This window comes from Bradyrhizobium sp. 1(2017) (genome assembly GCF_011602485.2).
GTDB lineage: Bacteria > Pseudomonadota > Alphaproteobacteria > Rhizobiales > Xanthobacteraceae > Bradyrhizobium.
Map to the genome: position 1 here is coordinate 3,040,431 of NZ_CP050022.2, position 20,714 is coordinate 3,061,144.

General features: G+C 65.6%; 19 protein-coding genes. 6 read left to right on the forward strand and 13 right to left on the reverse strand.

Annotated elements, in window-relative coordinates:
* The first annotated feature begins 72 nt into the window (after nucleotides 1-72).
* Genes HAP40_RS14235 through HAP40_RS14255 form a run of 5 tightly spaced genes read left to right on the forward strand, consistent with a single transcriptional unit; the run spans nucleotide 73 to nucleotide 5,551 of the window.
* Nucleotides 73-1,677, forward strand: a complete 1,605-nt coding sequence (locus HAP40_RS14235; RefSeq protein WP_166817202.1) for an ABC transporter substrate-binding protein — start codon at nucleotides 73-75, stop codon at nucleotides 1,675-1,677.
* Between the two features lie 17 nt (nucleotides 1,678-1,694).
* Nucleotides 1,695-2,636 carry an ABC transporter permease gene (locus tag HAP40_RS14240; RefSeq protein ID WP_166817201.1) on the forward strand — a complete coding sequence of 314 codons (942 nt, stop codon included), beginning with the start codon at nucleotides 1,695-1,697 and terminating at the stop codon, nucleotides 2,634-2,636.
* Entirely contained in the window at nucleotides 2,633-3,556 is a 924-nt protein-coding gene (locus tag HAP40_RS14245; RefSeq protein ID WP_166817200.1) for an ABC transporter permease, read from the forward strand. The genes HAP40_RS14240 and HAP40_RS14245 overlap by 4 nt, the downstream gene beginning before the upstream one ends.
* Before the next feature lie 19 nt (nucleotides 3,557-3,575).
* Nucleotides 3,576-4,565 (forward strand): ABC transporter ATP-binding protein, encoded by a 990-nt coding sequence (locus HAP40_RS14250; RefSeq protein ID WP_166817199.1) that lies wholly within the window; start codon nucleotides 3,576-3,578, stop codon nucleotides 4,563-4,565.
* Nucleotides 4,562-5,551 (forward strand): ABC transporter ATP-binding protein, encoded by a 990-nt coding sequence (locus HAP40_RS14255; RefSeq protein WP_166817198.1) that lies wholly within the window; start codon nucleotides 4,562-4,564, stop codon nucleotides 5,549-5,551. The genes HAP40_RS14250 and HAP40_RS14255 overlap by 4 nt, the downstream gene beginning before the upstream one ends.
* Nucleotides 5,552-5,579: 28 nt before the next feature.
* On the opposite strand, the gene HAP40_RS14260 is transcribed toward HAP40_RS14255, so the two are convergent.
* The 13 genes from HAP40_RS14260 to HAP40_RS14320 form a co-directional block, all read right to left on the reverse strand.
* Nucleotides 5,580-6,788, reverse strand: coding sequence for an ABC transporter substrate-binding protein (locus HAP40_RS14260; protein WP_166817197.1), 1,209 nt, complete (start codon nucleotides 6,786-6,788; stop codon nucleotides 5,580-5,582).
* 27 nt (nucleotides 6,789-6,815) lie between these two features.
* Nucleotides 6,816-8,561, reverse strand: a complete 1,746-nt coding sequence (locus HAP40_RS14265; protein ID WP_166817196.1) for a class I adenylate-forming enzyme family protein — start codon at nucleotides 8,559-8,561, stop codon at nucleotides 6,816-6,818.
* 249 nt (nucleotides 8,562-8,810) lie between these two features.
* Nucleotides 8,811-9,098 carry a YciI family protein gene (locus HAP40_RS14270; RefSeq protein WP_061848728.1) on the reverse strand — a complete coding sequence of 96 codons (288 nt, stop codon included), beginning with the start codon at nucleotides 9,096-9,098 and terminating at the stop codon, nucleotides 8,811-8,813.
* Between the two features lie 75 nt (nucleotides 9,099-9,173).
* Nucleotides 9,174-10,148 carry a sugar ABC transporter substrate-binding protein gene (locus tag HAP40_RS14275; protein ID WP_166817195.1) on the reverse strand — a complete coding sequence of 325 codons (975 nt, stop codon included), beginning with the start codon at nucleotides 10,146-10,148 and terminating at the stop codon, nucleotides 9,174-9,176.
* Nucleotides 10,149-10,190: 42 nt separating this feature from the next.
* Nucleotides 10,191-11,168: an ABC transporter permease gene (locus HAP40_RS14280; RefSeq protein ID WP_166817194.1), complete on the reverse strand. Its 978-nt coding sequence runs from the start codon at nucleotides 11,166-11,168 to the stop codon at nucleotides 10,191-10,193.
* Nucleotides 11,165-12,115, reverse strand: coding sequence for an ABC transporter permease (locus HAP40_RS14285; RefSeq protein ID WP_166817193.1), 951 nt, complete (start codon nucleotides 12,113-12,115; stop codon nucleotides 11,165-11,167). The genes HAP40_RS14280 and HAP40_RS14285 overlap by 4 nt, the downstream gene beginning before the upstream one ends.
* Nucleotides 12,108-13,631, reverse strand: coding sequence for a sugar ABC transporter ATP-binding protein (locus HAP40_RS14290; RefSeq protein WP_166817192.1), 1,524 nt, complete (start codon nucleotides 13,629-13,631; stop codon nucleotides 12,108-12,110). The genes HAP40_RS14285 and HAP40_RS14290 overlap by 8 nt, the downstream gene beginning before the upstream one ends.
* A complete protein-coding gene (locus HAP40_RS14295) occupies nucleotides 13,628-15,022 on the reverse strand; it encodes an FAD-linked oxidase C-terminal domain-containing protein (RefSeq protein ID WP_166817191.1) in 1,395 nt (464 codons plus the stop codon). Before HAP40_RS14295 ends, HAP40_RS14290 begins: the two co-directional genes overlap by 4 nt.
* Nucleotides 15,023-15,077: 55 nt before the next feature.
* A complete protein-coding gene (locus tag HAP40_RS14300; RefSeq protein ID WP_166817190.1) occupies nucleotides 15,078-15,962 on the reverse strand; it encodes an intradiol ring-cleavage dioxygenase in 885 nt (294 codons plus the stop codon).
* 15 nt (nucleotides 15,963-15,977) lie between these two features.
* Complete coding sequence (locus tag HAP40_RS14305) at nucleotides 15,978-16,880, reverse strand: NAD(P)-dependent oxidoreductase (RefSeq protein WP_166817189.1); 903 nt, start codon at nucleotides 16,878-16,880, stop codon at nucleotides 15,978-15,980.
* A gap of 21 nt (nucleotides 16,881-16,901) precedes the next feature.
* Nucleotides 16,902-18,269: an amidohydrolase family protein gene (locus HAP40_RS14310; protein WP_166817188.1), complete on the reverse strand. Its 1,368-nt coding sequence runs from the start codon at nucleotides 18,267-18,269 to the stop codon at nucleotides 16,902-16,904.
* Between the two features lie 4 nt (nucleotides 18,270-18,273).
* The gene (locus HAP40_RS14315; protein WP_166817187.1) at nucleotides 18,274-19,353 is read right to left on the reverse strand and encodes a maleylacetate reductase; all 1,080 of its coding nucleotides are present in this window, start codon (nucleotides 19,351-19,353) and stop codon (nucleotides 18,274-18,276) included.
* On the reverse strand, nucleotides 19,350-19,673 hold the full coding sequence (locus HAP40_RS14320) for a Dabb family protein (protein WP_166817186.1): 324 nt from the start codon (nucleotides 19,671-19,673) through the stop codon (nucleotides 19,350-19,352). Before HAP40_RS14320 ends, HAP40_RS14315 begins: the two co-directional genes overlap by 4 nt.
* A gap of 107 nt (nucleotides 19,674-19,780) precedes the next feature.
* On the opposite strand from HAP40_RS14320, the gene HAP40_RS14325 reads away from it, so the two are divergent.
* Entirely contained in the window at nucleotides 19,781-20,704 is a 924-nt protein-coding gene (locus HAP40_RS14325; protein ID WP_166817185.1) for a LysR family transcriptional regulator, read from the forward strand.
* The last annotated feature ends 10 nt before the right edge of the window (nucleotides 20,705-20,714 follow it).

Here is a 20,714-nt window from a genome sequence, read left to right on the forward strand (position 1 = left end):
CGCCAATGGGTTCTGGTTTCACCCGCCCTTGGCCAATGATGGCCGGCATCACGGCAATAGTGGGAGGACTTCATGGATCGCAGGACCGTATTGAAGGGACTGGCCGGCGCGAGCAGTCTGGCGTTGACGGGCGGCCTCTCGGCGCCTGCGCTGTCGCAAGGCGCTTCCGCGCGCACGCTGCGTTTCGTGCCTCAGGCCAACCTTGCCAATTTCGATCCGATCTGGGGCACCCAATATGTCGTGCGCAATGCCGCCGCGATGGTCTGGGACACGCTCTACGGCATCGACGCGCAGCTGCAGCCGCAGCGGCAGATGGTCGAGTCCGAGGAGACCTCCGACGACGGCAAGACCTGGACGTTCAAGCTGCGCCCGGGCCTCAAATTCCACGACGGCGAGCCGGTGCTGGCCAAGGACGTCGTTGCGAGCCTGTCGCGCTGGGCCGCGCGCGATCCGATGGGCCTGATGATCATCCCGATCCAGCAGGAATTGACCGCTGTCGACGACCGCACCTTCAAATGGGTCTTGAAGCAGCCTTTCCCGAAAATGCTCTACGCGCTGGCCAAGAACAACGCGCCGTGCTCGTTCATCATGCCCGAGCGCATCGCCAAGACCGATCCCTTCAAGCAGATCACCGAATATGTCGGCTCGGGTCCGATGAAGTTCGCCAAGGGCGAGTGGGTGCCCGGCGCCAAGGCCGTGTTCGAGAAGTTCGCCGACTACGTCCCGCGGCAGGAGAAGGCATCCTGGCTCGCCGGCGGCAAGCAGATCATGGTCGATCGCGTGGAATGGATCGTGATGCCGGACCCGGCGACCGCCGCGGCCGCATTGCAGAACGGCGAGGTCGACTGGTGGGAGAACCCGATCGCCGATCTCGTGCCCGTGCTGAAGAAGAACAAGAACATCAGCGTCGATATCGGCGATCCCCTCGGCAATATCGGCTCGTTCCGCATGAACCACCTGTTCGCGCCGTTCAACGACGTGCGGGCGCGGCGCGCGGTGCTGATGGCGCTCAGCCAGGAAGACTATATGCGCGCGATCGTCGGTGACGACGACGCGTTGTGGAAGTCGCTGCCCGGCTTCTTCACGCCGGGCACGCCGCTCTACAGCGAGATGGGCGGCGAGATCCTGAAGGGCAAGCGCGACTTCGACGCCGCCAAGAAGCTGCTGGCCGAGAGCGGCTATTCCGGTCAGCCGGTGACGTGTCTGGTGGCGCAGGACCAGCCGATCACGAAGGCGCAGGGCGACGTCACTGCGGACCTCCTGAAGAAGCTCGGCATGAATGTCGACTTCATCGCCACCGATTGGGGCACGGTCGGCTCCCGCCGCGCCGCAAAGACGCCGCCGGGACAGGGTGGCTGGAACATGTTCCACAGCTGGCACGCCGGCGCCGATTGCATCACGCCTGCCTCCTACACCGCCATTCGCGCCAATGGCGACAAGGCCTGGTTCGGCTGGCCCACCAGCGCCGGCACCGAGAAGGAGGTGACATCCTGGTTCGAGGCCAAGAGCCTCGACGAGGAGAAGGCCGCGGTCGGTCGCCTCAACAAGGCCGCGCTCGACGACGTCGTCTATGCGCCGACCGGTTTCTTCCTGACCTACACGGCCTGGCGCAAGAACATTTCGGGCATCGCCAAGGGGCCGCTGCCGTTCTTCTGGGGGGTGTCGAAGTCCGCATGATCGCGCGCTGAAGCCAGATGCTCTCCTACATCCTCCGTCGCATCGTCGCGACCTTGCCGGTGATGGCGATCGTCGCGCTGTTCGTGTTCAGCCTGCTCTACATCGCGCCGGGTGATCCCGCCGTGGTGATCGCGGGCGACCAGGCGAGCCCGGAGGATGTGGAGCGCATCCGCCAGAGCCTCGGTCTCGACCGTCCGTTCCTGGTCCAGTTCGGCAGCTGGGTCTGGCGCATCCTGCACGGCGATCTCGGCACCTCGATCTTCACCAACCTTCCGGTGTCGGCGATGATCGGCCAGCGGCTGGGACCGACGCTGTCGCTGATGACCATCACGCTGCTGCTCACGATCGTGGTCGCGGTGCCGCTCGGCGTGGTGGCGGCGTGGAAGGCCGGCAGCCTGATCGACCGCGTCATCATGGGCTTTGCCGTGTTCGGCTTCTCATTGCCCGTCTTCGTGGTCGGCTACATGCTGGCCTACATCTTCGCGCTCGAGCTGGAATGGCTTCCGGTGCAGGGCTATACGCCGCTCAGCTCGGGCTTCTGGCCATGGCTGGAGAATCTGATCCTGCCGGCGATCGCGCTCGGCTGCGTCTATATCGCGCTTGTCGCGCGCATCACCCGCGCCGCCATGCTCGAAGTGTTGCAGCAGGATTATATCCGCACCGCGCGGGCGAAGGGGCTCGGGCAGGGCGGCATCCTGTTCATTCACGCGCTCAAGAATGCGGCGGTGCCGATCGTGACCGTGATCGGGATCGGCATCGCGCTCCTGATCGGCGGCGCGGTGGTCACCGAAAGCGTGTTCGCGATCCCCGGCCTCGGCCGGCTCACGATCGATGCGATCCTGCGCCGCGACTATCCCGTGATCCAGGGCATCGTGCTGCTGTTCAGCTTCGTCTACGTCCTCGTCAATCTGATGATCGACGTCATCTACACGCTCGTCGACCCGAGGATCCGCTATTGACCGATACGACCGTCAATCCGCAATCGCTCCCGGCCGGTCTCGTCGTCGCGCCGCAGCTGCCTGAGATCCTCCGCCCGGTCACGATCCGGCGCGGCTTCGTCGGGCTCCTGCGCGGACATCCCACCGTTGCGATTGGTGGCGCGTTGTTGCTCACACTGGTCCTGATCGCGATCTTCGCGCCTTATCTCGGGACGGTCGATCCGACGGCACTCGCGCCCGCCAAGCGCACGCGGGCGCCATCGGCCGCTTTCTGGTTCGGCACCGACGTGCTCGGCCGCGACATCTATTCGCGCGTGCTGTTTGGCGCGCGGGTCTCGCTCACGGTCGGGCTGTCGGTTGCGATCTTTGCATCTGTCGCGGGCCTCGCCATCGGCATGGTCTCCGGCTTCATCCGCTGGGCCGACGGCATCCTGATGCGGTTCATGGACGGACTGATGTCGATCCCGCCGATCCTGCTTGCGATCGCGCTGATGGCGCTGACCCGCGGCAGCGTCGGCAACGTCATCCTCGCCATCACCATCGCGGAGATTCCGCGTGTCTCGCGCCTCGTCCGCAGCGTCGTGCTGTCGCTGCGCGAGCAGCCCTATGTGGACGCGGCGGTCGCCTGCGGCACGCGTACGCCGATGATCATTTTGCGCCACATCCTGCCCAACACGGTGGCGCCGATGCTGGTGCAGGCGACCTATATCTGCGCCAGCGCCATGATCACGGAGGCGATCCTGTCTTTCATCGGCGCGGGCACGCCGCCGACCATTCCGTCCTGGGGCAACATCATGGCCGAGGGCCGCGCGCTGTGGCAGGTCAAGCCCTACATCGTGTTTTTCCCGGCGGCGTTCCTTTCGGTCACCGTGCTTGCGGTGAACCTGCTCGGCGACGGCCTTCGCGATGCGCTCGATCCGCGCATGGCCAAGAGCCTGTGATGTCGCGAGGCTGATCACGATGGCGCTGCTCGAAGTCGAGAACCTCCAGACCCATTTCCGCACCCCCGGCGGCATCAACCGCGCGGTCGACGGCGTGTCCTTCCACGTCAACGAGGGCGAGACGCTGGCGATCGTCGGTGAGTCCGGTTGCGGCAAGTCGGTGACGTCGATGTCGCTGATGCGGCTGATTCCGGAGCCGCCGGGCAGGATCGCCGGTGCGATCCGCTTTGCGGGCAGGGACCTCCTGCGGCTCTCCGATCGCGAGATGCGCGCGATCCGCGGCAACGACATCTCGATGATCTTCCAGGAGCCGATGACGAGCCTGAACCCGGTGCTCACCGTCGGCCGCCAGATCCGCGAGACCCTGATGATCCATCAGGGCCTCGACAAGCAGGCCGCCGAGGCGCACGCCGTCGAGATGCTGACGCTGGTCGGCATTCCCGAGCCGAAGCGCCGCGTGCGCGAATATCCGCATCAGCTCTCCGGTGGCATGCGCCAGCGTGTCATGATCGCGATCGCGCTCGCCTGCAACCCGAAGCTCCTGATTGCGGACGAGCCGACCACGGCGCTCGACGTGACGATCCAGGCGCAGATCCTCAAGCTGATGCTGGATCTGAAGCGCCGGGTCGGCGCCGCCATCATCCTGATCACCCACGATCTCGGCGTCGTCGCCGAAATCGCCGAACGCGTCATGGTGATGTATGCCGGCCGCAAGGTCGAGGAGGCGCCGGTGGCCGAGCTGTTCCGCTCGCCGCGCCATCCCTATACGCAAGGCCTGCTCGGCGCGGTGCCGAAGCTTGGCTCCTCGCTGGCCGGAACGGCGACGCGGCTCGCCGAGATTCCCGGGCAAGTGCCTGACTTGCGCAAGCCCATCGCCGGCTGCGTCTTCGCCGGCCGCTGCGCGCGTGCGACCGATCTGTGCCGGCAATATGCGCCGGGGCTCGAAGAGAAAGGGGCCCGTCACATCGCGGCCTGCCATTATGCGGCCAAGGGAGCCGTCGCGGCATGAGTCCTCCGCTGCTCCAGGTCAACGACCTCAAGAAGCATTTTCCGGTCAAGAGCGGCCTGTTCGGCCGCAAGTCCGAACGGGTTTACGCCGTCGACGGCGTGTCGTTCGAGATCGCGCGCGGCGAGACGCTGTCGCTGGTCGGCGAGTCCGGCTGCGGCAAGTCGACGGTCGGGCGCGCCATCCTGCGGCTGTTCGACATCACCGCGGGGCAGGTGATCCTCGACGGCCAGCGGATCGACGACGCCGCGCCGAGCACGATGCGCCAGATGCGCCGCCGTGTGCAGGTGGTGTTCCAGGATCCGTTCTCGAGCCTTAATCCGCGGATGCGCGTGCGCGACATCCTGGCCGAGCCGATCCGCAATTTCGGCCTCGCCAAATCGGCGGAAGACCTCGAGGTCCGCGTCACGGCGCTGATGGACACCGTGCGCCTGCCGCGCGAGGCGCTCAATCGCCGGCCGCACGAGTTCTCCGGCGGGCAGCGTCAGCGCATCGGGATCGCGCGGGCGCTTGCGGCCGAGCCCGAGCTGATCGTCTGCGACGAGGCGGTCTCCGCGCTCGACGTCTCGGTCAAGGCGCAGATCGTCAACCTGCTCCAGGACCTCCAGCGCGAGTTCGGCCTCGCGCTGCTGTTCATCAGCCACGATCTCGCGATCGTCGAGCACATGACCCACCGCGTCGCGGTGATGTATCTCGGCAAGATCGTCGAGGTCGCCCCGCGCCGCGAGATCTTTGCGGCACCGAGGCATCCCTACACCAGGGCGTTGCTGTCGGCGGTGCCGCTGCCAGAGCCCGGCGCCCAGCGCAATCCCATCATCCTCAAGGGCGACGTGCCGAGCCCGATCAATCCGCCGAAGGGATGTCGCTTCCACACCCGCTGCCCGCTCGTCTTCGATCGCTGCCGCAGCGAGGAGCCGACGCTGCGATCGGTCGGACCGGAGCAATGGGTGGCCTGCCATCTCGAAGACGCTGCGCCGGCGACGGCTTGAACAGCCGCCGCCGCGCGCTGGTCCGGACCTACTCCACGGTCACGGCCGTGACCTGGACCCAGTCATTGCCGTCGAACTTCTGCACCACCAGCCGCTTGAACGGCACGTAATTGTCCGGCGTCGTATTGTAGGTGGTGCCGGGCAGCAGCGAGGGCGCAGCCACGTTGTTCAGATGCGTGGCCTGATACAGCAGGTTCTCGCGCGTCAGATTGTCTCCGCAGCCCTCGATGATCTTCCCCATGATGTAAGCGAACGAGTAGACGGCAAAGCCGATCTCGTTCTTGGGATCCTCGTTTGGAAGATACTTCTTCATGAAGGCTTGATAGGCGACGACATCAGGGTCCTCAGCCCATTTCGGGCTCGACACCTGCTTGTAGGGCGTTGCCGCGATGATGCCGGTGACGGAATCGAAGCCGGCGGCCTCGAGGAATTGCCGGCCGACCGACGGGCTGACGACGAGCTGCAGCGGCTTCCAGTCGAGCTCATAGGCCTTCTTCATCGATTGCGAGGCAGCCTTGCCGAGCGAGACGTTGAAGAAGACGTCGGCGCCCGAAGATTTGAGCTGTGCGACCTGCGAATCCATCGTGGGATCGGTCAGCTCGTAGGTGACTTCCTTGACGATCATGGTGGAGGCCTTGTCGCCGAGGCCCTTCTTGAACCCGGAGACGTAGTCGCGGCCGAAATCGTCGTTCTGCATGAGGATCGCGACCTTCGCGTCCGGCTTCACCGACAGCAGGTACTTCGCGAGGATCTCGCCCTCGGTGCCGTAGAGATGGAACGCCGGCGTCGACCATTTGAACGCCTTCGGCTGATTCCATTTGTTGGCGCCGGTCGAAACCAGCAATTGCGGGATGCCTTTGCTGTTGAGGTACTTCTGCACGGAGGATTGCGCGGCGGTGCCGGACGAGCCGAACAGCGCGAGCACGCCGTCGCTCTCGACCAGCTTGCGGGTCTGCTCGACGGTCTTGGGCGGCGAGAACGCATCGTCGAGCGAAATCAGATTGATCTTGCGGCCGTTGATGCCGCCCTTCTCCTCGTTGAGCATTTTGAAATAGGCGACTTCGGTGCGGCCTTGGATGCCGTGGATCGACAGCGGGCCGCTATAGGGCATGGTCTGGCCGAGCTTGACTTCGGTGTCCGAGGCGCCTTCGTCGTATTTCTTTTCAGCGGCAGTGGCGCTTGTCGCAAAGAGGAGCCCGGCGGACAAGGCCGCGATCGCCGACAACAGTCTCTTCATTTCATCCTCCCGATCTTGTTTTGTTATTCACCCTGATCCGGGCGCACTTGCCTTTGCGGCGAGTTCTTCGCGGAGCTGGCGCTTGACGATCTTGCCACTGGCGGTGCGCGGCAGCTCCTCGGTGCGGATATCGACATGGACGGGCAGCTTGAACGCGGCGAGCCCGGGGCGCAGGTGCGCGATCACCTGTGCCTCGGTCAGCTGCGATCCGGCCCTCGCGCGCACGACGGCGCCGACGAGCTCGCCGAGCACGCGGTCGGGAATAGCGACGATGGCGGCCTCAAAGATATCGGGGTGCGCGAGCAGGGCGTCCTCGATCTCGACGCAATAGACGTTCTCGCCGCCGCGGATCAGCATGTCCTTGGCGCGATCGAGCAAATAGACAAAACCTTCCGCGTCCATCCGGACGATGTCGCCGGTGCGATACCAGCCGTCGCGAAATGCAGCTGCCGTCGCCTCCGGATTGCTCCAATAGCCCTTCACGACGTTGCCGCCGTAGATCTCGAGCTCGCCGATGGCGCCTGTGGGCAGAACGTTTCCGGCCTCATCGATGACACGGAGATCGCAACCGGGAACGGCCGGTCCGACGGAGTCGGGGTGCGCGAGATAATCCTCGGCTCCGTTCGAGGTCGAGACCGAGGACGTCTCTGTGGCGCCGTAGCCTGTAGCCCCGAACTTGCCCGGGAAGAGAGCCGCGACTTTCCGCGTCAGCTCTGGCGACGCGGCCGCGCCGCCATAAGAGAGCCCTTCGAGGCTCGAGACGTCGCGCCGCTCGAAGTCGGGCGATTCCAGCAATTGCCATGTCATCGACGGCACGCCGGACATGGCGTTGATGCGCTCGCGCTCGATCAATTCGAGTGCAGCCTCCGCGTTCCATTTGCGCATCAGTACGATCTTCGCGCCGTTCGCGAGCGCCGGAATCATGATCGAATGGCACCCCGTGACATGGAAGAATGGCACTGGCAGCAGCACCGCCTTCTGCGTCTCCGGCGGCGCGGGCAGGGGATCGCCGCGCCGGATCGCGGCGCGTGCGCCCGAGAACGTGATGTTCACGAGGTTGCACATGATGTTGCGATGCGTGCCCAGCGCGCCCTTGGAGCGGCCGGTGGTGCCCGACGTGTAGAGAATGGTCGCGTCGTCGTCGGGATGGATGTAGCGGTCGGGCGGCGGCCGGTCCGGCAAAGCGCCGTATTGCGACGGTGGCCCGATCAAATCCTCCAGCGCAGTGGTTTCGCCCCGAATTTCCGGCGCAGCCCGCACTGCGATCAGCGCGGCAGCGTGATCGGCCGCGAGCGATTTGAGACGCGCCAGCCGCTCGCCGTCGACGATAGCGACGTTCGCGCCGGAATCGCGCAGGCCGTAGGCGAGGTCGTCTCCGGTTCCCCAGGCATTGAGGGGTACCGCGATTGCGCCAATGGTCGTTGCGGCCCAGAACGCGATCGGCCATTCCGGGAAATTCCGCATGGCGATGGCGACGCGGTCGCCCTTCTTTACGTCGAAATCATCGGCCAACCGCCACGCCAGCGCGGACACCGCGCGATAATGTTCGGTGAAGGTGAGCCGCTCGTCCTCGAAGACGAGGAAGGTGCGGTCGCCCCAGGCCTTGCTGGCCTCGAATATCGCCCGGAGATCGCGATGGGCCTTCTTGTAGACCCGGACAGGACGTCCCGCGACGTCGATCGTCTCCATCTCGAACGGCGCACCGGGAGCGGAGAGGATGCGGTAAGTTTCGTCGAGCGACACCGCCGGCCAATCGCGTCGCCCGCCTGTCATGAGACCAACCTGCGAGGCGAGGCCACGAGTGACGGCATGCGCTTTCCTCCGCTGAACACGGCTTGTCGTGCACCGAGCATTGTTGGCGCGACGCAGTCGTCGCCGCGCGTCAAAAGCTTCGGTGATGCGGAGGAAGCTGACTTGCGTTGACCTGCTGGCGAGCTCTCACCGATCCGCGAGGGGTGATATGCAGCCAGCAACTGGTCAGCGCTGGCGCAGTCGTGGCGCCCGCGCTTGATTTGGCCGGTCTCAACCCTGCCGGCGCAGGAAGCCCGTGATCGTCACTTTCTCCCAGATGCCGGCCGCGGCAAAGGGATCGGCGCGGTTGAAGGCCTCGACCTCATTGCGGCCGGGCGCCTCGATCAGGAACAGGCTGCCGATCATCGTCCCGCCATCGTCGGAGACGAGCGGGCCGGACATCACGATCTTGACGCCGAAGCGCGAGGTGTCGCTCAGGAAGGACTTGTGGGCGTCGTAATTGGCGAGCCGGGTCGGCAGTGCGCCGGCGCGGTCGACGGCGTGAATGGCGAACAGCATGGTGTCTCCGTGTCTTGCGTCGATTCTTGGGACGGCCGCAGGAGCGGCCGTCCGGGTTTGTGGTGATCGGCTGGCTTATTTCGCGCTGAGCTTGCCGGCGTCCTCGAAGGTCGGGCAGGTCCGCTGCTCCAACGGCACGTCGAACGGCTGGTAATTGTCCTTGGTGATGACGGTCGGCTTCAGCACGATCTCGCTGATGACCGGCTGACTGCGCAGGGAGCGGATCGCCATCATGGTGCCGAGGCAGCCTTGCGCGAATCCGTTGTAGTCGCCGCTCGCCAGCAGCTTGCCGGATTTGATCGCGTCGATCGCCTCCTTGGTGCCGTTGATGCCGATCACCTGCGCCTTGCGGTTGGCGCCGTCGAGCGCCTCGATCGCACCGACCGCCATGGCGTCGTTGGCGGCGAGCACGCCGTCGATCTGCGAATTCGACTGCATCAGATTCTCCATCACCTGGAGCGCCTGGAGCCGCTGATAGTTTCCGGGCTGCGAGGCCAGGAGCTTGGCGCCCGGCGCTTCCTTCAGCGCGTCGTTGAAGCCGCGGACCCGGTCGACATTGGTCAGCGAGCCCTTGACGCCCTCGATGATGACGATGTTGCCTTTGCCGCCGAGCGTCTTGAGCAAGAAGCGCGCGGTCTCGAGCCCGAGGCTGTAATCGTCGGCGCCGACGAAGGACAGGAACTTGCCGCCGGCCGAACGGTCGGTGATGTTGATGACCGGAATCTTGGCTTCGTTGATCTTCTCGACGCCCGGCACCATCGCCTTGTAATCGACCGGCGTGAACACGATCGCGCTCGGCTTCTTCACCACGACGTCCTCGATCTGGCTGAGCTGCTCGGGGATCGAGTCCGGCTTGGTCGGGATGTATTGCAGCGTCTTCGCGTTCAGCGACTTCGCCATGTTGTCGGCGCCGACCCGCACCGTCTGGAAGAACGGGTTGGTCTGGTTCTTGGTGAAGACGGCGATGGTCTCGCCGTCCGCATGTGCTTGCGTGGTGAACGCAGCCGCCATCAGCAGCGGCAGCGCCATATAGCCCAGTTTCCGTTTCATGTTGCCTCCATCCCTCATTTTGCTTGTTGGAACCTCAAGAACTCATTGCGTGCGGCGGCGGGTCTTCATGTCGAGCCAGACCGCGAGGATGACGATGACGCCTGTGACGAGCGGCTGCCAGTTGGCGCTGACCGAGAGCAGGTTCATGCCGTTCAGCACCAGCGTCAGGATCAGCGCGCCGATGAACGTGCCGAACACGGTGCCGACGCCGCCGAACAGCGAGGTGCCGCCGATCAGCACGGCCGCGATGGCGGGCAGCGTCAGGCTCTCGCCGATATCGGCCTCGGCCGAATTCAGCCGCGACAGGAAGATGATCGAGGCGAGCCCGGCCATGGTGCCGGAGACCGCGTAGACCAGCAGCAGGCGACGCGCGACCGGAATGCCGGAGAGCCGTGCCGCGACCGGATTGGCGCCGATGGCATAGATCTCCTGCCCCCAGATCGTGCGTTGCGCGAAGAACGTGCCGATGCCGAGGAACACCAGCAGCAGATAGACCGGGATCGGCAGGCCGAACAGATAGCCGCTGCCAATCTGTCGGAAGCCGGCCGGGAAGCCGTGCAGGGTCTCGCCCGCCATGTACCAATAGGTGAGGCCGTTTAGCACCCAGAGCATGCCGTAAGTAGCGATGAAGGAGGGGATGCGCAGCGCCGTGACCATGACGCCGTTGAGGAGGCCAACGACGCCGCCGCAGGCAAGCCCGGTGAGGATGCCGAGCGCCGGCGAGCCGGTCTTGTGGATCACGGTCCCAGCGATGCAGGCCGAGAGCGCGACATTGGCGCCGACGGAGAGATCGAGGCCTGCGGTCAGCACCACCAGCGTCAGTCCGGAGGCGATGAAGAAGGTCAGGCTCGCTTGCCTCAGCACGTTGAGGATGTTGCCGAGGCTCAGGAAGGAGTCGCTGAGCACGGCGAGCACCGCGCAGATCAGGAACGCTGCGAGCAGGCGATAGAAGACCTGGATCGCGTCCTGCGACAGAAAGGAGCGGGGCGGCATCATCGCCTCTTTGGTGATGTCGGTCATGCGCGGCTCCTGAGGCCGTCGAGGAACAGTGCGAGGATGACGAGCACGCCGACGCTTGCCACCTGCACCGAGGACGGCAGCGAAATCAGGTTCAGCCCGTTGCGCAGCACGCCGACGGAGAGGACGCCGAGCAGCGTGCCGAGCAGCCAGCCATTGCCGCGCTCGAACGAGGTGCCGCCGACGGCAACGGCCGCGATGGCATCGAATTCAAGCCCGAGGCCGGCGGTCGGGTGGCCGGAGTTCATCCGCGCGGTCATCAAGAGACCGGCGATGCCGGCCATCGCGCCGCCGATTGCGTAGACCGCGATCAGCAGCCGGTTCGGCGAGAGACCGGCATAGCGCAGGGCCTCGCGGTTGCCGCCGAGGGCGAAGATGTAGGTGCCGAAGCGGGTGTGATAGAGCAGGCCGTGGAAGACCGCATAGGTCACCAGCGCCATCACGATCGGAACGGGGATACCCAGAAGCGTCGCCGAATAGATGTCGCGCACGCTGTGCGGAATGCCGACCACGCTCTGGCCGTCGCTGACGATCAGCGACAGGCCCTGCGCCATGCCCAGCGTGCCGAGCGTCGCGACGAAGGGCGGGATGCCCAGGATGGCGACGAGCCAGCCGTTGGCGACGCCGAAGGCCGTGCCGACCAGCAGGCCGGCCCCGAGCCCCAGCAGCATCGAGTGGGTCGCGAGCGACACGATCGCGACGCAGAGCGAGGTCAGCGTCAGCACCGCGCCCATCGACAGGTCCAGCCCCTCCGTCATGATGATCAGCGTCATCGGCAGTGCGAGCATGGTCAGGATGGTGGACTGCACCAGCACATTGGAGAGGTTGGCGACCGAGAGGAAGCCGGGCGCGATCACGCTGAACAGCGCGATCAGCAGCACCAGCACCATGGCAACGCCGGGAATGCGTTGCAGCGGATTGGGTTCCGAGACGATCGCGGCTTCACGCATGATGCATCCCCAGTCGCACGATGTTCTCCTCGGTCAATTCGTTGCGTGTCAGGTGTCCCGCGATGCGGCCCTCGCGCATCACATAGGCGCGGTCGCAGACATGGCAGATCTCGACCTGCTCGGACGAGATCATCAGGGCGGCCGCGCCTTCCGCGACAAGGCGGTCGATCAGGGCAAAGATCTCCGATTTGGCGCCGATGTCGATGCCGCGCGTCGGCTCGTCGAAGATGAAGAGCTTCGAGCCGGCCGCCAGCCATTTGCCGATCACGACCTTCTGCTGATTGCCTCCCGAGAGCAGGCCGACGGTCTGGCGCGCGCTCGGGGTTGCAATGCGCAGCTGCCGGATCAGGCCGTCGGATGTGCGCTGCGCGCTGCGCTGGTCGAACAGGCCCCTCGGGAACAGCTTTCGCAGCGCCGACACCACGAGATTGTCGCTCACCGAGCGCAGCAGCGCGAGGCCCTCGCTCTTGCGGCTTTCCGGGATCAGCGCGATGCCGCGGCGGGCGGCAAGGTCGGGCTCGCCGGAAATGATCTTGCCGTCGAAGATGATCTCGCCCGATGTCACGGGATCGGCGCCGAAGATGGCGCGCGCGACCTCGCTGCGGCCGGAGCCGACCAGGCCGCACAGGCCGACGATCTCGCCCCGGCGCACCTCGATGTTGATGTCGGAGATGCCGGTCGCCGCGCTCAGGCTCTTGACCTCGAGCAACACGTCCCCGGGCTTGTCGGCAAAATTGCGCGGATAGGTCATGTCGACGTTGCGGCCGACCATCATGCGCACGAGCTGGTCCGGCGTGACGTCGGCCGGCCGGACGCCGTCGATGCGGCGACCGTCGCGCAGCACGGTGATGCGATCGCCGAGCGCGAACACCTCGGCCATACGATGCGAGATGTAGACGATCGAGACGCCGTCGGCCTTCAGCCGGCCGATCAGCGCGAACAAGAGTTCGGTCTCTCGGTCGGACAGCGCCGCGGTGGGCTCGTCCATGACGAGGATGCGGGCGTTCTGGCTGATCGCCTTCGCGATCTCGACCATCTGCTGCTGCGCCACGCCGAGCTTGTCGACGGTGGTGGAGGGATCGATGTCGAAGCCGATGGTGCCGAGCACGCGCCTTGCGTCGGCCAGGATCTGGCGGCGGTCGATGGTGCCGGGGATGCGGCCCTTCGGCTCGCGGCCGAGAAAGATGTTCTGGGCGATGTCGAGATAGGGGACGAGCGAGAATTCCTGGAAGATCACTGCAATGCCGAGCTTCTGTGCATCGGCGGTCGAGGAGATCGCGACCTTCTCGCCCTTGTAGTAGAACTCGCCGGCGTCAGCGCGGTAGGCGCCGCACAGCACCTTCATCAGGCTCGACTTGCCGGCACCGTTCTCGCCCAGCAGCATGTGGACTTCGCCGGGGTGGACGGCAAAGGACACGTCGTCCAGTGCCTTGACGCCGGGAAACTCCTTGCTGATGCCGCGCAGTTCCAGCAGCGGTGTGGGCGAGGTGACTTCGATGGGGAGCGCGTCGCTCATGCCTTGGCTCCGCTCGCAAAGATCTTTCCAGGATTCATCAAGCCATTCGGATCGAGTGCAGCCTTGATCGATCGCATCACGTCGACGGCCTCGCCGAGCTCGTCGGTGAGATAGCCGATCTTGCCGAGACCGATGCCGTGCTCGCCGGTGCAGGTGCCGTCCATGGCGATGGCGCGGGCGACCATGCGGGCCTGCAGCGCCTTGGCGCCTTCGGCCTCTTCGGGTCTGGCCGGGTCGATCAGAATCAGCATGTGGAAATTGCCGTCGCCGACATGGCCGACGATCGGAGCCGTAAAGCCGTGCTCGTCCGCATCGCGGCGCGTCTCGGTCAGGCATTCCGCCAGCCGCGAGATCGGCACGCAGACATCGGTGATCACGGCGCGCGCGCCGGGCCGCAGGCCGAGTCCCGCATAGAGCGTGTTGTCGCGGGCGTGCCAGAGCCGGCTGCGGTCTTCCGGCGCCTTGGCCCAGGCAAAGCCGTGACCGCCGTGGTCGGCGGCGATGGCCTGCGCGGCCTCGGCCTGCTCCGCGACGGAGGTCTCGGAGCCGTGGAATTCGAAGAACAGGGTCGGGGCCTCACGATAGCCGAGCTTGGCATAAGCGTTGATGCCGCGCATCATGACGTCGTCGAGCAGCTCGATGCGCGCGACGGGGATTGCGGACTGGATCACGGAGATCGCGGTGTCGACGGCGTCGTGGAGTGTGTCGAAGCTGCAGACCGCGGCCGAGATCGCCTGCGGCACGGGGTGGACCTTCAGCGTGATCTCGGTGATGATTCCGAGCGTGCCCTCCGCGCCGACGAACATGCGCGTCAAATCGTAGCCGGCCGCCGACTTGCGCGCGCGCTTCGCGGTCTGGATCACGCGTCCGTCAGCCAGCACCACCTCGAGTGCCATGACGTTGTCCTTCATGGTGCCGTAGCGCACCGCCATGGTGCCGGAGGCGCGCGTCGAGGTCATGCCGCCGATCGAAGCGTCGGCGCCGGGGTCGATCGGAAAGAACAGGCCCGTGTTGCGCAGCTCCGCATTGAGCTGCTTGCGCGTGATGCCGGGCTGCACCACCACGTCCATGTCGCTGTCGTGCACCGCCAGCACCTTGCTCATGCGCGCGAAGTCGAAGCAGACGCCGCCCGCGACCGCGGCCGCATTGCCTTCGAGCGAGGTGCCGGCGCCGAACGGGACGATCGGCATGCCCGCGCTGGCGCACAGTTTCACGATCTCGGCGACCTCCTGCGTGGTTTCAGGAAAGACGACGATGTCGGGCGGCAGGCTCTGATAGTGTGACTCACTCTGCCCATGCTGATCGAGCACGCCGCGCGCGACGCTGGCGCGCGGACCGATCATGCCGGTGAGGCGCTCGGCCAATATGCCCGTGTTGACCCGCGGTCCCATCCTCAGCTCCCGTCTGCTCCCTGTTGCCGGACTCTTGTTTGGTCCGTCGTTCAGCTTAAGCGGCTCTCGCGTTGCTCGCGAGCTGCTTCAGGCCGAAATCGTAGTTGAGATGAAAATACTCGCTGTCCACCATGCGACCATCCGGCGCACGGGCGGCGGGCTGACGGACGAACTCCCGGACCAGGCTGTCCTTGACGCCGAATACGACGTCGCTGTCGAGATATTGGTCGCCCGCAACGAAGACGTGCGTCACCAATTGCTCGAAACCGGGCGCCGAGATCATGAAGTGCACATGGGCAGGGCGCCAGGGATGGCGGCCCTGGACCTCCAGCATCTCGCCGACCGGGCCGTCATGCGGAATGGGGTAGGCCGCGGGCTTGATCGACCAGAAATGGAAACGGCCACTGGCATCGGTTTGGAAGCGGGCGCGCATCGCGAGATCGCCGATGTCGTCGAGCTGCTGCACGTCGTAATAGCCGTCGTCGTCGGAATGCCAGACGTCGACGGTGGCGCCCGCAAGAGGCTTGCCGTCGACGGTCGAGACCGAACCGGTGACCAGCATGGGATCGCCTTCCATCGGACCGGAGATGTCAGCGCCGCTGTCCCTCTCCGGCGCGGCCTGGACGAAGAACGGCCCGAGCACCGTGGTCTCGGTCGCGCCTTCCGGCACCGGGTGATTGATCGCGTCGACCAGCATGGAGACGCCGAGCGTGTCCGAGAGCAGGATGAACTCCTGGCGCTTGTCGTTGCACATGTGCCCGGTGCGGGTCAGGAAGTCGATGCCGTACTCCCATTCCTTCTGGGTCGGCCGCACCTCGCGGACGAAGGCGTGAAGATGGCGCACCAGTGCTTCGCTGACCTCTTTGATCCGCGGATCCGTTGCGCCCGCGATCCGCTCCAGCACCGCATCCGTGATCGTGTTCTCGTTGAAGTTACGCATGGAGGCCTCCGTTGATCACAGCTTCGGTTCGCCGAGGCCGGACAACCGTTCGAGATGCTTGACGGTCGCAATGAAGTCGGTCTCGCCGTCGCCCTGCGCGACCAGCGAGCCATAGGTCTCGCGCACCTGCGCCGCGAGCTGCAGCGGCACGCCGACGGCGTGGCCGGCACCGAGGATCAGGTCGAGATCCTTGGCCATCTGCTTGCAGGAGAAGGTGGACTCGAAATCGCGGTTGCGCAGCGGCGTGGTCTTGTACTTCACCATCGGGGACGCCACCGCGCTGTCGTCCAGCACCTTCAGGATGTCCTGCCACGCAATGCCGCCCTTGCGCGCCAGCGCCAGGCTCTCGGCCATCATCGCCGCGGACACCGCGATCATCAGATTGACGGAGAGCTTTGCGTAGCGTGCTTCCTCGGCAGGTCCGAGATAGGTCTGGGCGCGGGTGAAGGCGGCGAACAGCGGCTTTGCGCTTTCAAAGGCGTCCTTCGGCCCCGACACGAAGCAGGTCAGCGCGCCGGTGTGCACGATGCTGGCGTTGCCGGAGACCGGGGAACGCAGATAGGCAATGCCGCGTGCCTGCGCAGCGGCGGCAACCTCTGTCGAAGCCTCAACACTGACGGTACTGGTTTCGATCAGAACGGCTCCGGGCGGCATCGCGGCGATGAGGCCCGTGGGGCCAAGCAGCGCGCCGCGCAGGGCAGCGTCGTCTGGCAAGGAGGTCACGACAGCGGCCTTGCCGCCGACGGCCTCGGCCGGCGATGCGGCTATCGTAATGCCTTGCGCGCGTGCCTCGCTGATCCGCGCCGCGCTCTGGTCGAACGCAGTGACGGAAAAACCGGCCTTGGTGACCAGTACCGACATCGGCAGGCCCATCTTGCCGATCCCGATGAAAGCAACATTCTTCGAGGCGTCAGTCATTGTCGTTGTCCATTGGCGCCGTCAGGCAGCGCGTCCCTGTCGTTCGATGTCCTGCACCAGCCGCTGGCCGGATTGCGCAAGCAGCTGCTTCTTGGTCTCCAGCCCGTCAACCAGCAACTGGCCATTGCGCTTCTTCCAGGTGCCGCCGATCATGACGGCCTCGATGTTGGCAAGGCTGGTCTGCATCACGACGGTTGCGACGGGATCGTGCACCGGGAAGAGGTTGAGGCCGGAGGCGTTGATGATGACGAGGTCGGCGAGCTTGCCCGGAGTCAGCGAGCCGATCTGGTGCTCGCGGCCAAGCATGCGGGCGCCTTCCGTCGTGATCCAGCGCAGCGCTTCGCGGACGGGAATGGTGGTGGTCACCGGAATGGTCCCGCTGGTCTTGCGCGACTCCGCATTGTCGAGCGCCCGCTGCATCGAGAGCGCGACGCGGGCGGCGGCGAAGAGGTCTCCCGCCAGCACGGATTCGAGATCAATGCCGACCGTCGGCCGAACGCCGCGCTTCAGGAGGCGTCCGGTGATCGGGAAGCCGTGGCCCTGGATCATTTCGTTCTCTGGTGTCACCGAGAAGGACACGCCGAGATCGACCATCCGGTCCAGGAGATCATCGGGCAGATCGTTGCCGTGGACGATGTTGATGCCGGCGCCGACGAGCCCGGCCTCGATCAGCTTCTCCCAGCCGCCGGACGTCTTGGCCGGACCGCCGCCCTGGTGCATCGAGGCGATCAGCTTGAGCTCGCGCGCCAGGCGGAAATCGTGCATGGCGACGTCGAGCGTCGAATAATGCGGGCCGAGAATGGCCAGGCCCAGCGTGACGAGACCGTCGCGATCGGCGAGGGGGCCGGCGAGCAGCCGCTCGACCTCGCGGCGCGGATGCGGCACTTCCGAGAAATGCGGCTCGCCGGGCTTCGGCTCGGGTTTCGGCGAGCCGTGGAAGAAGGCGGCGCGGATGCCGCTCTCGATCAGGCCGCGCACGGCAGCGTCGGTATGATCGGGTGTCGGGTTGTTGTGGCACCAGTCAACGAGTGTGGTGGTGCCGCAATTGATCTGGTTCAGTGCGCCGACGAGGGTTGCGATGTGGATGTCATCCGGCCGGAAGACAGTTGCGAGCCCGGCGTGCATGCGCCGGAAATATTCGAGCAGCGTCCAGTTCGCGGCATAGCCGCGCAGTGCCGTCTGCCAGGTGTGCATATGCGCGTTGATGAGACCGGGGATGACGATGCGTCCGGCACCGTCAACGATCTCAGCCTCGCCGCTGCCGAGGTCAATCGACGGCCGCACGTCGACGATACGATTTCCCTCGACCAGCACGTCGCCGGCAGGGAGATCGCCGATCGCGTCATCCATGCTGATGACGGTGGCGGATTTGATGAGCGTGCGCCGCATCGCCTCAAGCCGCAGCTTTAATGGCAGTCGGCGGCTCGCCGGCCCAGGCACGTGCAATCAAGTCGCGAATGGCGTTTCGCTCGAGCGAACGTGGATTCCAGTAGGCATTCGTCACCGCCAGATCGGCCGCCTTGTCGATGCCGCTTTCGGGCATGCCGACGTCGCGTAGGGCGACCTTGGCGCCCAGTCGCTTGGCAAGTTCGAAAAGCCCCTGCGATGCATCGGCCGCTCCGATCGCGCGGGAAATGCGTGCCATCGCTTCGGGCACGGCCGGTGCGTTGTAGGCGAGCGCGTGCGGCAGCACGATGGTGTGGGTTTCGGCGTGCGGCAGGTCGAAGGTGCCGCCGAGCGTGTGGCAGAGCTTGTGATGCAACGCCATGCCGACCGTGCCGAGGCAGACGCCGCAGAGCCAGGCACCGTAGAGCGCTTCGGTGCGGGCCTCGCGGTCATCAGCCTTGGCGGCGATGGCGGGCAGGGCACGCGCGAGCGCGCGGATGCCTTCTTCCGCCATCAGGCAGGTCACGGGGTTGGTGTCGCGCGCATAGAGCGCCTCGACGGCATGCGCGATGGCGTTGATGCCGGATGTGACGGCCAGACTCGCGGGCAGCGTCAAGGTCAGATCGACATCGTAGATCACGGTCTCCGGCAGCACGGCGGCGTCGCGCACCGTGGTCTTCAGGCCGTTCTCGGTCTGGCCGACGATCGGCGTCATTTCCGAGCCGGCATAGGTGGTGGGGATGCAGAGCTGGTTGATGCCGGTGCGCAAGGCCAGCGCCTTGCCGAGGCCCGTGGTCGAGCCGCCGCCGAGCGAGACGACGCAGTCGGCATCGCACGCCTTCATCGCGGCGAGGGCACGTTCCGTGACCTCGACCGGCGTGTGCATCGTGGCGCCGGGAAAGATGCCGGCATAGAGCGGGCCGAGCGGCACGCCAAGGCTCTTGCCCTGCGCCTCCTGCTGCGGCGTCGTCAGCACCAGCGCACGCTTGCCGCCGAGCCGCTCGACCTCGGCTTTGGCGGAGGCAAGCGTTCCGCTGCCGAACACGACGCGGCAGGGCAGGTTTTCAAAGGTGAATGAACCGATCATGCGCCGGTCTCTTTGATGGGATAATCGACCTGGAAGCGCCCGATCCGCAAGTCACCCAGCGCCTCGCGCACGCGCAGATGTTCCGGGTGATTGGCATAGGACGCGAGCGCCGCCTGGTCGGTGAATTCGGAGAACAGGACCACGTCGCAGGCGTAGTCGACCGCGCTGACGTCCATGCCGACTTCGATATGGGTGAGGCCGTCGATCCGGCCTTTGAGGCCCTCGAACAGGGTCTTGACCTTGACCCGGGCGGCGGAGCGCTCCTCGGGGGTCTCCCCGCGCAGCCGCCACATCACGATGTGCCTGATCGGCCCCGACATTTCCTGGTTTCCTCGCCTGCGATTATGCTTCGTTGGTGTCATTTTGCCTTGCAGAAAATGGAAATAAAGGTCAAAATTTGTAAGTCTCTTTTCCTTATTATGCAAAAATGGACCGGCTGCTCCAACTCGAGGTCTTCTCCAAAACCGCCGAACTCGGCAGTCTTTCCAAAGCTGCCGAAACCCTGCGGATGTCCAACGCGGCCGCCAGCCGTCATCTCAGTGCGCTGGAGGAGCGGCTCGCCGTCCGGCTGATCGAGCGCAACACGCGCCGGCAATGGCTGACCGAAGCAGGGCAGGAGCTGCTGCAGCGTTGCAGCACGCTCTTGAACGAGCTCGCCGAAGCCGAGGATGCCGTCTCCGACCGCGCTCTGTCGCCGAAGGGCATGCTGCGCGTGACGAGCTCGCTGTCCTTCGCGATGATCTACCTCGCGCCGATGCTGCCGGCCTTCCGCGCGCTCTATCCCGATCTCAGCGTGCAGATCATCAGTGCCAACCGCTATCTGGATTTCATCGAGGCCGGCATCGACGTTGCGATCCGCACGCGCGAGCACGAGCCGGATTCCAACATCATCGTCCGCCGCATTGGCCAGATGCATCGTGTGCTCGCGGCAGCTCCCTCCTACCTGGAGAAGCACGGCAGGCCGGAGCATCCCGCCGATCTCGCCCGCCACAACATGCTGATCTACAACCTCGCCAACGATCCCTATTCGCTGCGGCTGAGCCAGGGCAGCACGACGCAGACGGTGCGGATCGCGCCGACGCTCGACAGCAATGACGGCCAGATCATCTGTGGCGCGGCGCGCGCAGGGCTCGGAATCCTGATCCAGCCGCTCTACATCGTGCAGGGCGATATCGCGGCCGGCCGGCTGGAGCCCGTCCTGATGGGCTGGGAGCTGCCGCTGCTCACCATGAACATCGCCTATCAGAACCGCGTCAGGTTGCCCGCCAAGATCAGGGTCTTCTCGGACTTCCTGGTCAGTCACATCCGCGAGCATTCGCAGCCAGGGATCTGGATCGACGCGGCGAAGTAGCGTTGAAGCA

Bases quoted from the DNA above. Each gene is read 5' to 3' on its own strand.
- HAP40_RS14235 (WP_166817202.1), top strand. From the start codon at position 73: ATGGATCGCAGGACCGTATTGAAGGGACTGGCCGGCGCGAGCAGTCTG.
- HAP40_RS14240 (WP_166817201.1), top strand. From the start codon at position 1,695: ATGCTCTCCTACATCCTCCGTCGCATCGTCGCGACCTTGCCGGTGATG.
- HAP40_RS14250 (WP_166817199.1), top strand. From the start codon at position 3,576: ATGGCGCTGCTCGAAGTCGAGAACCTCCAGACCCATTTCCGCACCCCC.
- HAP40_RS14255 (WP_166817198.1), top strand. From the start codon at position 4,562: ATGAGTCCTCCGCTGCTCCAGGTCAACGACCTCAAGAAGCATTTTCCG.
- HAP40_RS14260 (WP_166817197.1), bottom strand. From the start codon at position 6,788: ATGAAGAGACTGTTGTCGGCGATCGCGGCCTTGTCCGCCGGGCTCCTC.
- HAP40_RS14265 (WP_166817196.1), bottom strand. From the start codon at position 8,561: ATGACAGGCGGGCGACGCGATTGGCCGGCGGTGTCGCTCGACGAAACT.
- HAP40_RS14270 (WP_061848728.1), bottom strand. From the start codon at position 9,098: ATGCTGTTCGCCATTCACGCCGTCGACCGCGCCGGCGCACTGCCGACC.
- HAP40_RS14275 (WP_166817195.1), bottom strand. From the start codon at position 10,148: ATGAAACGGAAACTGGGCTATATGGCGCTGCCGCTGCTGATGGCGGCT.
- HAP40_RS14280 (WP_166817194.1), bottom strand. From the start codon at position 11,168: ATGACCGACATCACCAAAGAGGCGATGATGCCGCCCCGCTCCTTTCTG.
- HAP40_RS14285 (WP_166817193.1), bottom strand. From the start codon at position 12,115: ATGCGTGAAGCCGCGATCGTCTCGGAACCCAATCCGCTGCAACGCATT.
- HAP40_RS14290 (WP_166817192.1), bottom strand. From the start codon at position 13,631: ATGAGCGACGCGCTCCCCATCGAAGTCACCTCGCCCACACCGCTGCTG.
- HAP40_RS14295 (WP_166817191.1), bottom strand. From the start codon at position 15,022: ATGGGACCGCGGGTCAACACGGGCATATTGGCCGAGCGCCTCACCGGC.
- HAP40_RS14300 (WP_166817190.1), bottom strand. From the start codon at position 15,962: ATGCGTAACTTCAACGAGAACACGATCACGGATGCGGTGCTGGAGCGG.
- HAP40_RS14305 (WP_166817189.1), bottom strand. From the start codon at position 16,880: ATGACTGACGCCTCGAAGAATGTTGCTTTCATCGGGATCGGCAAGATG.
- HAP40_RS14310 (WP_166817188.1), bottom strand. From the start codon at position 18,269: ATGCGGCGCACGCTCATCAAATCCGCCACCGTCATCAGCATGGATGAC.
- HAP40_RS14315 (WP_166817187.1), bottom strand. From the start codon at position 19,353: ATGATCGGTTCATTCACCTTTGAAAACCTGCCCTGCCGCGTCGTGTTC.
- HAP40_RS14320 (WP_166817186.1), bottom strand. From the start codon at position 19,673: ATGTCGGGGCCGATCAGGCACATCGTGATGTGGCGGCTGCGCGGGGAG.
- HAP40_RS14325 (WP_166817185.1), top strand. From the start codon at position 19,781: ATGGACCGGCTGCTCCAACTCGAGGTCTTCTCCAAAACCGCCGAACTC.